Source organism: Gabonibacter massiliensis, assembly GCA_001487125.1.
GTDB classification, from domain to species: domain Bacteria; phylum Bacteroidota; class Bacteroidia; order Bacteroidales; family Marinifilaceae; genus Gabonibacter; species Gabonibacter massiliensis.
Genome location: LN913008.1, coordinates 17,555 through 30,139, shown reverse-complemented (window position 1 = coordinate 30,139; position 12,585 = coordinate 17,555). Strand labels below are relative to the sequence as shown.

The following is a 12,585-nucleotide window of genomic DNA, read 5'->3' as shown; positions in this document are numbered from 1 at the left end:
TTATCAAAATATTTTTATTTATATTTATAATATTTATTATTTAAATCTCTTTTTTAACAAAGAATCTTCTCCTTTTGAATAGAATAATAGGTGAATAGATAAAGGGATTCATTTTTAGATGTTTATTCTTGTATTGAAAGACAGGGAAGAGTTGTTACTATTTTTACGGATTGTTTTGTGCGGGTGTTTCTATGCGGTGTTTGGAGTTTGGGATTGATGTTAGTTTTTAATATCTGTTTGTATAAAATAATAAAATGTATGCTCTAATGTAGGTATTTCGGAAAGCCTGGAAACATAAGAAGGGGTTCGTGGATGAACGAATGATCGATGAGTTTGAAACATAAGATAAACGATATCACATATTTGTATCTTTATTTAAAACATCGTAGTCATACTCTTGTGAAAAACGGGGGACAGCGTGAGGATCGATTTGTTAAAAAGATTGTACCGGGAGAGAAAGGTTGTTTCGGTTCCTATTTTTTGGTTAAAATAATTATCTTTGGGGGCAGAATAAATAAATCACTTACTATAAAAACGATGGATCAAGAAAACAAACAACCTAATTCGCTTCCCGAAAATGCCTATCGGGAGCTTGCGCCGGGTGAAGAGTACAAGCCTATGATGTCGGCAAAGTCGAAACCTCAGGAGGTTACAGTCTATTCGGTGACATTCGGTATCATTATGGCAATTGTCTTTTCGGCCGCTGCCGCTTATTTGGGATTAAAAGTAGGACAGGTATTTGAAGCGGCAATTCCGATCGCTATCATTGCGGTAGGGGTCGGTAATGTCTTAGGACGTAAAAACATGTTGGGACAGAATGTCATTATCCAATCGATCGGGGCAAGTTCCGGGGTTATTGTCGCGGGAGCTATATTTACCTTACCCGCTCTTTATATTTTGGGATTGGATGCACATTTTTATCAGATTTTCCTATCTTCCCTGTTCGGAGGATTGCTGGGTATTATGTTGTTGATCCCTTTCAGGAAATATTTCGTAAAGGATATGCATGGCAAGTATCCCTTCCCGGAGGCAACGGCCACGACGGAGGTTTTGGTTTCGGGAGAGAAAAAGGGAAATCAGGCTAAATTGTTGGCTGTTAGCGGGCTTATCGGCGGATTGTATGATTTTATCGTGAGTACTTTCGGTTGGTGGTCGGAAGGGATCTCTACCCGGATTATGGGTTGGGGGGAGTTGTTGGCTGACAAGATGAAAGTCGTGTTAAAGATTAACACGGGAGCCGCGGTATTGGGTCTCGGTTATATCGTGGGATTGAAATACGCTGCTTTTATTTGCGCGGGTTCGTTTACGGTATGGTTCGTTTTGATTCCTTTTATCAGTTATTTTGCCGACGGACAGACTTTGGCCGTGGGAGAAAATATTACGATGCTGATTGGTCAGATGAGTCCGGAACAGCTATTCTCCAATTATGCCCGTCACATCGGTATCGGAGGCATCGCGATGGCAGGTATTATCGGAATCATTCGTTCTTCCGGTATCATAAAACAAGCTTTGGGATTGGCCGTGAGTGAGTTGAAAGGGAAAAAGGACGCGGGGGAGACAACGGAACGCACCCAGAGAGACCTTCCGATGAAGACGATCTTGTCCGGTTTGATTGCCACATTGATCGCTATATTCGTATTTTTCCAGATCGGGGTGTTGGGAAATATGTTTCATACGATTATTGCCACTTTAATCGTGTTTGTGATCGCTTTCCTCTTCACCACGGTGGCTGCTAACGCGATTGCTATCGTGGGGTCTAATCCGGTTTCGGGTATGACGTTGATGACCCTTATTCTTAGTTCTTTGGTATTGGTCAGTGCGGGGTTGAGCGGAACAAGCGGAATGACGGCCGCTATGATTATCGGAGGAGTGGTCTGTACGGCCTTATCTATGGCCGGAGGTTTTATTACGGATTTGAAAATCGGTTATTGGCTGGGGACCACACCCGCTAAACAAGAGGGATGGAAATTCTTGGGAACGGCCGTGTCGGCAGCTACTATCGCCGGAGTCATGATGGTATTGAATAAGACTTACGGTTTCGTGGGAGACGGTGCTTTAGTGGCACCGCAGGCAAATGCTATGGCTGCCGTGATTAAGCCTTTGATGGAGGGCGGTGCAACTCCCTGGCTGCTTTATTTTGCCGGAGCCGCGTTGGCTTTGATCTTGACGATGATCGGTGTTCCTGCCTTGGCCTTTGCCTTGGGGATGTTTATTCCGTTGGATTTAAATACGCCTTTGTTGATCGGAGGGTTGATTAGTTGGTATGTCGGTTCCCGTAGTAAAGATGAACAGGTAAATAAATCCCGCCGGGAACGGGGGACATTGATTGCTTCCGGATTTATCGCGGGGGGAGCCTTGATGGGTGTGATCAGCGCCATATTGAAGTATTGCGGTGCGGATTGGTTCGTGGAATGGAGCGGTGCTGAAATTTTAGCCGTAGTGATGTATATCGCGATCATCGTTTATTTCATTAAAGATTCGTTGAGAGCTAAGTTAACGGATTGAGTGATTGAGTGATTCAGTGATTAGAAGATTGAGTGATTGGGGTGCGATCGCGAGAATTACTTCGTTTGGAATGATAATATAAAATAAAAAATTAAATCGATATGTTGGATTTAAAAGAGCGTTTTTTAAGATATGTCGCTTTCGATACTCAAAGTGATGAGAACAGCGAGACCTTTCCTTCAACGGAAAAGCAATTGGTATTGTTGAAGCATTTGACGGAGGAGATGAAGAGTTTGGGATTGGTGGAGGTAGAAATGGATGAGCATGGGTATGCTATGGGATCTGTTCCGGCGACACCCGGTTATGAAGATCGTCCGGTAATCGGTTTCATCTCTCATGTGGATACCAGCCCGGATATGAGCGGGGCTCGTATAAACCCGCAAATTATCGAGAATTACGATGGAAAAGACATAAGATTGAACGCCGACTTGATGATGAGGATTGTCGATTTTCCCGAGTTGGTTTATTTTAAAGGTCATACGTTGATAACAACGGATGGAACGACCCTATTGGGAGCCGACGATAAGGCCGGTGTAGCTGAAATCATGACGGCGGCCGAATATCTGATTAATCATCCTGACGTGCCGCACGGAAAGATTCGTATAGGGTTTACCCCGGATGAGGAGATAGGCCGTGGGGTTGATTTCTTTAATGTCGAGAGATTCGGGGCTAAGTTTGCCTATACGATCGACGGAGGTTTCGAGGGCGAATTGGAGTACGAGAATTTCAACGCGGCCAGTGCCAAGATGGTTATTCAGGGACGTAATGTTCATCCGGGATACGCGAAAGACAAAATGATCAACGCTTTACAGGTAGCGGCTGATATAAACAGTTTGCTACCGGCTTGGGAACGTCCGGAACATACGGATGGATACGAGGGTTTTTATCATCTGGTAGGGTTGGGTGGTTCGGTGGAAAATGCTACCATCGATTATATTATCCGAGATCATAACCGGGAAAAATTTGAGGCTAAGAAGCAATATATAAGTAAGGTGGTCGAGTTGCTGACCCGAAAATACGGGGAAGGGGTAATTACTTTAACACTCAAGGATCAATACTATAATATGCGTGAGATGGTAGAACCGCACCCGGAGGTGATCGACAAGGCTTTTCAAGCGATGAAGCAGGCCGGAGTGACTCCTATCGTGCGTCCGATACGCGGGGGGACCGATGGAGCGCGTCTCTCGTACATGGGATTACCTTGTCCGAATTTGTTTACCGGAGGTATGAATTTCCACGGGAAATTCGAGTATTGCTCTTTGGATACGATGCATAAAGCCATGCAGACCATTTTGAATCTGATTCAACTTTGGGCAAAGTAAAAAATAAGATTTATCGGAGAACGGGGCTGCTTTTTTCAGGTAGCCTCGTTTTTTATGGTTAGATTTGTAAGATAAAATAACCATGAAAATAGGGGAAAAATGACGGAAAAAACACGTGTGCCGAGGCAAACCAACATGATATTATTTTCTCCTCCGAAACATTCGGAAGATCTGTATATTCCTTTAGAGACGTGGGAGTTTCTGTGTCACACGTTGTATTTAAAGAAATATCCCTTTTTATTAGGCCCCAAAGGCTGTGGAAAGTCATCGGTCGCTAAGGAGCTGGCCGAAGCTACCGGAATGGATTTTTTTGCTTTCGACATGGGCCAGGCCTTTAAACCTAAGAAGATGTTTGTCGGGGGATTGATTATCGGAGATGACGGAAAAACAAAAGCTGTTCGTTCCGAATTTTTTAAAGCTTTTACCTCTTCCCGTCCGACGTTGATATTTTTGGATGAGCTGATGCGGATCCCGATGGTGGCTGCCAATTTTTTAATGACAATACTGGATAGGCAGCAGTCTTACATTTATGATGAGGATTCGGGTACGCGGTACGATAAAGGAGAGGATGTTTTGTTTGTGGCGGCTGGAAACGTGGGGTTTGCCTACGTTTCGACTCAACGGTTGGATACGGCTTTTGAAGATCGGTTTATCAAGGTTCGGCTCGATTACCTGTCTCCGGCAGAGGAAGCAGACCTGATTTTAGATCGTTATCCCCAAGTGTCCAAAGAAGCGGCCGGAGCATTGACTAAAGTGGCGGAAATATTGCGGTTGGCGGAACGGAGGGAGACTCTCTCCGTTTCCCTGTCTACCCGTCAGGTATTGGATGCGGCGGCTTATCTGCCTTTGGGGTACCGGTTGAATGAAATCATTGAAAAAGTCATCTTGACGAATTATCTCATTACCGGGGAAGAGACATTGGCCCGCTCCCTGGTTCAAGCCTTATAACGGTTTCTGATGAATTTTCGAAAAATAGAGGAAATATACGAGGAGCAATTCATGGATCGGGATTGGTGGGGAAACTTTCCGCGGGCCCGGAATTTGGTCGACCGGAATCTCGGTACGACCGATATTTTGACCTTGGTCCCCGTTTGTGCCCGGATAGCATATCATGTTACCGGAGAGATTCCTAAAATGATCTTATCCAATAAAGCCCCGGGTCTGGCAATGAATCCTATGCAGATCGCGTTGAATCTGAAATTGTTGCGGTTGGCTTTTTCCGATGAGATAAGAGTATATTCGTTTTTCGGTCATTTCGTGCATGAAATGGCACATATGGTTTATACCGGGAAGGAGATCAATCATCTGGATTCGAAAAAATGGAGATATACCCGTTTACAATATGAATTGATTCATATGCTGGAAGACCGTCGGGTGGAATCTAAATTAGTCAGGGATTTTCCGGGATATCATTTTTATCTTTATGCAGCCCGTCGTTTGGATATGGCCGTGGGGATAAATGCCATAGAAGAGCAAGTCGGTTTTTACGGCGGTCCGGGGGAGGATAACGAAAGTAACGGGTTAGACGGATCCGAGGCTCTTTTGGATTATATATGTTCTAAAATATTGTATCCGAATATTCTGGAGTTCGGTTCTTATCGGCGTGAGGTGTTGTCCTTCCCGGCAAATGGACAGAAGGTGAAGGAGGTGGATTCGGTATTGAACGAAATAAAGGAATACGCCGATTTGACGTACGCTGATGTCGAGAAATACGCGGGAGAATTGGCCCGGTTGTTTCGGCAGGAAGATTTTTGTCCCGATAACTTTTGTTTGCAGGAGATGAAAAACGTACTCAGGGGTGTAGAAGATTTTAGAACGGACCGACAAATCAAAATGGCGGAGTCTGTCATTCGGGATATGCGGAAAACCTTAAATTCGGAACCTCTATTTAGTAATCAGTCCTTTGTCTCTTCTGAACGTTCCAAATTGGAATGGAAAGGAAATTTGGGTTGTTGTGACCGGATAGAGGAGGTGGAAGCGGAAGATGCCCAAATTTCGGAAGTCTTACTGAATCGGGCTAAGGAATTTGCAGCTCGGATACGGTTGAGTCTCTCCATGTTCTCGGCTAAAATGGATCGGGTCCGAACCGTTTACGAACAGGATTCCGGTGAATTGGATGAGGACGAATTGTATCAGGTGCGTTATAATCGTTATATTTTTCAAGAAGAAGAGTATGCTTCTTCGGTCATTCTGGAAGTCGTCATACTGCTCGATCTGTCCGGTTCTATGGTAACGGGAGATAAGATCGAAATGCAGACGGTTATCTCATTGGCTCTCGCTTTGGCCTTCGGCAAATATCCCAACCTCGTTCGTTTCTCTATCTATGGCCATCGTTGTGATACGGAGAAGATAGAGATTGTGCGTTTTTACGAGAACGGAGAAAAATTGCAGTGGGGAAAATTGTTTTCACAGTCAGCCTTAAATGCCAATGCCGACGGTTATGCTATGCTCTATTGCTTTGATAAATTTAAGTCTGATGCAAAAAACAAATTGTTTTTTATGATTTCCGACGGAGCCCCTTCTGCCACGGGGTATGACGGGGAGAATGCCCGGGAACACGTGTGGGAAGTGGTTCGGGAAGGACGTAGACGGGGCATTGAAGTACTCTCCGTCGGCATCGATAATTTTGATCAGGCGGATATGTACGACGAGTTTATCCCTTTCTCCGGGGCCGAAATTACAACTCATCTCTCTCGGTGGATCCGGAAAAAGTTTTCTTCCATAGCAGATGCTAACTCTTTTTAGATGAATTTTTTTTGTATTTTTATTAATATATCTCTATTGTAAAATATTGTTTTGTTTTTATTTGTGATTATTTTTATATTTGTAAAAAATATGTTATAAATTAAGTAGAATATAGTCTTATGGGGTAAATTCCGAGTAATTGTTTTTTCTCGTAAATCTCCTTTTTGAAAAAACAAGGAGACGGGAATCTATGTATTAATTTAAAATTTTCGTGATGAATGAAAGTGTTTACAGGCTGATAGGAATGGCATGTATCCTTTTATCCGTGAGTTGTGGAAGTCGTGAAGCCACATACGAAGGATACGTGAAAGATGCCGAAACAGGAGATCCTTTGGCTGATGTGAAGGTGTATACCTTTGATCCTGAAAGTAAAAAAAAGGAATCGATACAAACAGATCCGAGCGGGTTTTATCGGTTACCTGTTCTAAAATTAAAAAAATCTGCGGAGATTCGCTATTCTATTGTAGGGTATAAACGAAAATCACAAGAGATAGACACGATAAAAAGGGGGATAAAACGAGGGAAGGGGAGAATCGTTTTGCCTGATGTTTTATTAAATGTAGATACGGTGAAACAGGTTATTTACCGGGGAAAGGTAAAAGATGCCGAAACCGGAGAACCGCTTTCCGGAGTAGGCGTAACTTGCATGAACATACGCGTCTCAACCACTTCGACGTGCGGGAACTACCTGGTCTCTTTTGTCGGCGGTAATAAAAGACAAAAAATGGTTTTTACTAAATCAGGGTACGCTAAGGTTTCCATTGATACGGTTTTGCAATCATTGGGTCGTATTATGAACGCTCCGGATCTTTTAATGCAAAAAGAGGCTTCTGATAAAGAATGAAAACACATTCTTTTGAGAGATATTTTATTATTAATTTTTAAGACAAATGTTATGAAAAAGATGATATTTTACGTGATTATGCTCTCTTTTTTTATTGTGGAAACTGGATTTGTAGTCGGTTCTAAGTATTATGATGGTATTGTATCTGGTATTGTTTATGATGATGACGAATTGGAACCCTTGGAGGATGTTCGAGTCGTTTATAATGATCTCGTCGTGGACCTCACGGAGGTAGATGGATATTATAGTCTTACATTTGAAGGTTTATTGGAGGAAGAGGTGAAGTATTACGATGTGAAATTTTCAAAAGATAATTATCAGGAATTAATAGAGTCTTTAAAAGTAACAGGAAGAAGATTCGAGAATAAAGATGTATATATGTGGAGGGAATAACCGTCAGAAATGGATTTGTAAAAGGGGATTGAATAAAGAGAGATAGGTTCTTTTTTGTTTATTCCCTGTGAGTGTTTTTAATTTTTTGTCAGAAGCCAATTCGTTTCGTATGATCAATTTTCGAGATATAATGCTTGTTACTCGATACGAGATAAAAATCGGGAGAAGAAACTGGATATATAATATTTTCTTTGTATTGGCTGTTTTGTTTATAGGATATTACCATTTTTATTTACAAAGCAATTTAAAGCCCTTTAATATAAAGATGGTTGCTTTGCCCAGTTCTTTTCCTTTGATGAATGCTTACTTGTTTAATTTTTGGTTATCACTACTTGTTGTTTTTATCGTGTTGGAGCTTTTTGGGCGGGAGAGAGAGAAAGATACTTTGGAAACGGTAATGGTACGCTCGTTTGATAACCGGGATTATTTTATAGGTAAAATCGGAGGAATAACGGTACTTCTCATGGGAATGAATTTGATCGTCATGGGAGTGGCGTTTTTTATCCATCTTTTTGCGAGTGATTCTCCCTTCGATTTGAGGCTTTATTTTTTTTATTTTTTTTCTTTTACGATTCCTGCGTTCGTGTTTATGCTGGGGATTTGTGTATGGGTTTGCGCCGTTTTTAGAAATCGTTATTTTCCGGTTTTGTTTTTATTCGGGTTACTGTATCTTTTTTTCGTTTATGCCAAGCCGGTGGAATTTTTAGATTTGTACGGCAGGATGTTGCCGAATGGTTTTTCAGGTATAACGGGACATTTCGATTTATGGAAATATTTGGTTCAACGTTTTTCTTTCTTACTGGTAGGTACTGGGGCACTCGTGAGCGCTGTCGGTTTCATAAAACGATTACCTAATCGACAGAGCAGGAAGATAAGATTTCATTTATCCGGTTTGGTTCTTGTCTTGTGCGGATTGGGAATAGGGTATATTCCGGTGTACGGTGTAAAAAAAGAAAAAGAGATTCGGGAAATTTATCGACAAACTTATTTGAAATATCCCTCTTCTGCTTGTTTGGCATTACTTTCTCATGATATAATTTGTCATTTGAAAGGAGAGCGGGTGAAAATGCAAAGTCGGCTCGAGTTGGAGAATTGCAGTCGTGTAGGTCTGCCTCGTGTTTTTTTTTATCTGAATCCTTTTCTGAACGTGGTCCGAATAGAACGGGACGGTAAAATGGTCGTCTTTCGGAAAGAACATCAGGCAATTATTTTAGAGACGACCTTGTCTCCCGGTGAAAAGGCCGTATTCGACATGGAATACGAAGGAAGTATAGACGAGCGGATCTGTTACCTGGATATTCCGGATCAAGAGTATTTTTACCCGAGCTTTGAAATCCAGTCGTTTGTGCCCGGTCGTCGTTATTGTTATTTAGATTCGAATTATACCTTGTTACTACCTGAATGTCTTTGGTATCCGGTGATTTATCCTCCGGCGGATCCCTCTTCACCCTACGAGACGATACGGAATAAATCCCTTTTTTCGCTTCGGGTGATCCCTGCAAATGATGATAGAGTCGTGTCGCAGGGGAAAATGTCTGTTCACGGAGACACGGTTTGTTTCTCTTCTCCGGAATGCTTGTCCGGAATCACTCTTTGTACGGGACCTTTTGAAGAAGAAACGGAACAGATCGGAGATTGGAAGTTTTCGATTCTACATTTTAAAGGACACGATATTTTTCCTTATGACTCGGATCGATTCGTGTTTAATGCTTTTTCCCGGTTGGAAGAGATAAAAGAAGTGCTATATCCGTATAAAAATTTCTATTGTATAGAAACGCCTCCTTCTATGGTTGCTTATTACCGTTTCTGGAAAAATTCAAGTGAATTTGTTCAGCCGGAGATGCTTTTTTTTCCGGAAGGTAAGGAAGCTTGTCCGGTGTCGGCTAAAGATAGGGAAGAGGAAGGGATAAGTCCGATGGCCATCCTCTCGTTTTTGAGCCGTTTTTTGGAAAATAACGGAAGATTCGGGGAACTTTACCGCAGGTTCATGTTTTCGTCTGATGCTAATAATCATGGTTATGGTTGCCGGTATTTTATATATCCTCTTTTTCGACCGAAATCGGTGTTCTCTTCGGAAATTCCGGTTTTGGATGCGGTTATGGGGAATTGTATACAGTCGTCGATAAAAGATCGGTCTGAATACGAATTTAGCTTGTCCGATCTGTTGGAGGCTCGTTATTATTTGCGGGGAGGAGCTTCTTTTAAGATGGCTTTAAGGGACCGGACTTTGAAACGAGAAGTTTTGGACGAGGTCGTAAGGTTGAAAAGTAAATCGTTAGAAAACTACTTGATCTTTTACTCTTCTCCGGAAACGGTAAAACAATTTTGGAAAGCGTTTAGGGATTTACCTTTTCAGGAATACACGTACGGGCAGTTTATAGCTAAAGTGCGAGAGAAGTTCGGGGTTGATATAGAGGATTTTTTGCGGGAATGGTATGAATCTTCATCTCTACCTTTGTTCGCCGTGCGGAATGTTCAGCTTGTTCAGGGTGAAAACGAAATGCAGAAGTTCATCCGTTTTTATATTCGAAATTCCGGGAAGCGTGACGGTATTATCGAGGTCTCGGTAACAGAAAATAACCGGCCGAGAAGTTTATACTATTTAATTGGAAAGGGAGAGAGTAAAAAGATTGTTATTTCAGGCAAAATAAGCCGGTTGACAATTAATACCGGGGTGTCGGCGAACATTCCGGGGGAATTTCAGTATGATTTTTTCAGAATCAGCGATTACTTTTCAAAAGACACCGTTCCGGGTATATACGATGCCGATTCTCTCGTTTTTCAGTCAATACCGGGAGAGATTATCGTGGATAACACGGATAAGGGGTTTCATTTGGAGTATTTGTCCGGTAAGAAGCTTGTCCGTTGGTTTAAAGGAGAACAAGAAGATAAGTATTCATACAATCGATTCTCTGCCAATAATTGGGCAAAATTGGTGGACAAGCAGTGTTACGGACAATACGTGAAAGATGCTTACGCTAAATTGGTAGGTAACGGAGAGTGTAAAGCGATATGGGAAGTCGATATTAAGGAGGCGGGAAATTATGAAATATTTGTTTATCATGTACCATATCAAAGTTCGGGTTCCCGTGGCGTGTCCTCTTTACGTAATCCCGTCCATTATTTTGTGTATGATGGTAAAGCCGAGCGTGAAGTTGTCATACGACCGACGCGAAGAACCTCCGGGTGGATATCGCTGGGTACCTATTATCTGGAACAGGGATTGGCACGAGTCTCCTTGGATGATAGAGGGAAATCGGAAGAGAAGGAGGGGGAATTTTGGTCCACTGTACGTAGTTTGACCACGTGGAAAGGGTATACGCACTATAAATCATCTTATAGTCAAATCATAATAGCGGATGCCGTGAAGTGGGTAAAAATGGATTAGAATAAAAAAACAGCATCTTCCAGATGCTGTTTTTTATCGGATTAAAGTCCTAATTTTTTTCGAATCGCTTTGGGGATGGCGTCCTTATGTACCATAATAGCCACGGTTTGTAAACGGCAATACGGTTCCGACATGTAAAGATAACCGCCGAATGGATTACTGTCTGCATTCCACGAATTTTTGGTTTTATAGTAAAGCGTGCCGTTTTGGTCTTTCAATAGGCCCGTGATATGCATCAAATGGTCGTCGGTCGTCTGCCGGTTGTCGAATCTGAATTGACGTTTTGAATCGTCGATTCTCATCTCCGGTACGGGTTCTTCGAAAGAGGACATTTTAGATTTTCTCTCTTTTTCGCTTAATGTCTGCCATTTGTCGATTTCGGCATTGATCATTTCGGAAGGTTCGTCGGTCGGCAAGATGGCTAAACCGGCTCCGTGGTTAAAACTATTGTGGCTGACATCTCCGTCCCAACATACGGTATATCCCTTTTTCAAAGAGTTGTTCATGATCTCGATCAATTCATCGATCGGAAGATTATAGTAAACACCGTGAGCCCAGTTGTCGGGAATGGGAAGTACAACCTGTGTATAGAAAGGAAATTCCTGGAAGGAGGTGATTTCCACGTAATCGTCCAGATTGAGCCCTAAAGAAGCCTCGAACGTTTTTGGGGTGTATTCTTTTCCTTTGTAGGTGAATTTTTCCGGGGTCGCTCCTAAATAGGTGTCGATAATGCTTTCGTAAGCTTTTGGCCAAACCGGGGTAAGACGGCGGTTCGGGTTTTTGTTGATACCATCCAGCATCCCTTTTAGAGCTTCGACCAATTCGCCGTGGATGTGAAAATCCCTGCCGTATTGGAGTCCCGTGTATACCTCTTCCGGAACAATACCGTATTTTTTAATCATGAGGATGACATCGTGTGCCTGTCCTCCTTCTCCGAAGTTATTTGATCCGTGGAATTGGATATAACGGATTCCTTTTTCGTAATAAGTATTTTTGGCAACGAATAATTCGGAAAGATCGTATTCCGGTTTTCCCATTCTCAATAGTTCGGATTCCAAAAAGGAGAGGGCGGCATAATCCCAGCAGGTCCCGACACTTTGTTGATCCTTCACCGGGGTGGTTTTAAGATCGGCAATGGTTTCGAATTGGTAACCGGAACGGGGACCTCCCTGTTTTTGTGCCAAAAGCGTTGTTGCACCCGTGAAAACAATCACGGCCATCAGTAAAAACTTTCTAATCATAGCGGATAATTTTTTTTTATTGTTGCGGGTGCAAGGTAATCAAAAAAATTAAGGATATACCGCTTTATTTTTACAATTTCTTCCATTTAACGGCATCTGCAATGATATAGAATCCGGGATGAGAAAATTGTATTTTTTCCAAAGCAT

The 12,585-nt window shown here is 42.3% G+C and carries 8 protein-coding genes; 7 read left to right on the top strand and 1 reads right to left on the bottom strand.

The genetic code is table 11. The features are described 5' to 3' along the window. Window positions 1–537 precede the first annotated feature (537 nt). The 7 genes from BN3283_RS00110 (at window position 538) to BN3283_RS00075 (ending at window position 11,197) form a co-directional block, all read left to right on the top strand. Complete coding sequence (locus BN3283_RS00110) at window positions 538–2,505, top strand: OPT family oligopeptide transporter (protein WP_041504735.1); 1,968 nt, start codon at window positions 538–540, stop codon at window positions 2,503–2,505. A 104-nt stretch (window positions 2,506–2,609) separates the two neighbouring features. Further along, the gene (gene pepT / locus BN3283_RS00105; protein WP_059025217.1) at window positions 2,610–3,827 is read left to right on the top strand and encodes a peptidase T; all 1,218 of its coding nucleotides are present in this window, start codon (window positions 2,610–2,612) and stop codon (window positions 3,825–3,827) included. A 99-nt stretch (window positions 3,828–3,926) separates the two neighbouring features. Then, the gene (locus BN3283_RS00100; protein ID WP_059025193.1) at window positions 3,927–4,775 is read left to right on the top strand and encodes an AAA family ATPase; all 849 of its coding nucleotides are present in this window, start codon (window positions 3,927–3,929) and stop codon (window positions 4,773–4,775) included. Between the two features lie 9 nt (window positions 4,776–4,784). Then, window positions 4,785–6,572 (top strand): vWA domain-containing protein, encoded by a 1,788-nt coding sequence (locus tag BN3283_RS00095; protein WP_059025192.1) that lies wholly within the window; start codon window positions 4,785–4,787, stop codon window positions 6,570–6,572. A gap of 214 nt (window positions 6,573–6,786) precedes the next feature. After that, window positions 6,787–7,416, top strand: coding sequence for a carboxypeptidase regulatory-like domain-containing protein (locus BN3283_RS00085; RefSeq protein ID WP_059025188.1), 630 nt, complete (start codon window positions 6,787–6,789; stop codon window positions 7,414–7,416). 51 nt (window positions 7,417–7,467) lie between these two features. Then, window positions 7,468–7,809: a hypothetical protein gene (locus BN3283_RS00080; RefSeq protein WP_041504722.1), complete on the top strand. Its 342-nt coding sequence runs from the start codon at window positions 7,468–7,470 to the stop codon at window positions 7,807–7,809. A gap of 109 nt (window positions 7,810–7,918) precedes the next feature. After that, window positions 7,919–11,197 carry a golvesin C-terminal-like domain-containing protein gene (locus tag BN3283_RS00075; RefSeq protein ID WP_059025186.1) on the top strand — a complete coding sequence of 1,093 codons (3,279 nt, stop codon included), beginning with the start codon at window positions 7,919–7,921 and terminating at the stop codon, window positions 11,195–11,197. 41 nt (window positions 11,198–11,238) lie between these two features. Here the strand turns inward: BN3283_RS00075 and BN3283_RS00070 are convergent, their stop codons facing one another. Then, on the bottom strand, window positions 11,239–12,438 hold the full coding sequence (locus BN3283_RS00070) for a C1 family peptidase (RefSeq protein ID WP_070807423.1): 1,200 nt from the start codon (window positions 12,436–12,438) through the stop codon (window positions 11,239–11,241). Between the last annotated feature and the right edge of the window lie 147 nt (window positions 12,439–12,585).

What these genes read in the sequence shown, in the direction of transcription:
- BN3283_RS00080 (WP_041504722.1), top strand. Translation starts at nt 7,468, where the DNA reads ATGAAAAAGATGATATTTTACGTGATTATGCTCTCTTTTTTTATTGTG.
- BN3283_RS00075 (WP_059025186.1), top strand. Translation starts at nt 7,919, where the DNA reads ATGATCAATTTTCGAGATATAATGCTTGTTACTCGATACGAGATAAAA.
- BN3283_RS00070 (WP_070807423.1), bottom strand. Translation starts at nt 12,438, where the DNA reads ATGATTAGAAAGTTTTTACTGATGGCCGTGATTGTTTTCACGGGTGCA.
- BN3283_RS00095 (WP_059025192.1), top strand. Translation starts at nt 4,785, where the DNA reads ATGAATTTTCGAAAAATAGAGGAAATATACGAGGAGCAATTCATGGAT.
- BN3283_RS00110 (WP_041504735.1), top strand. Translation starts at nt 538, where the DNA reads ATGGATCAAGAAAACAAACAACCTAATTCGCTTCCCGAAAATGCCTAT.
- BN3283_RS00085 (WP_059025188.1), top strand. Translation starts at nt 6,787, where the DNA reads ATGAATGAAAGTGTTTACAGGCTGATAGGAATGGCATGTATCCTTTTA.
- BN3283_RS00100 (WP_059025193.1), top strand. Translation starts at nt 3,927, where the DNA reads ATGACGGAAAAAACACGTGTGCCGAGGCAAACCAACATGATATTATTT.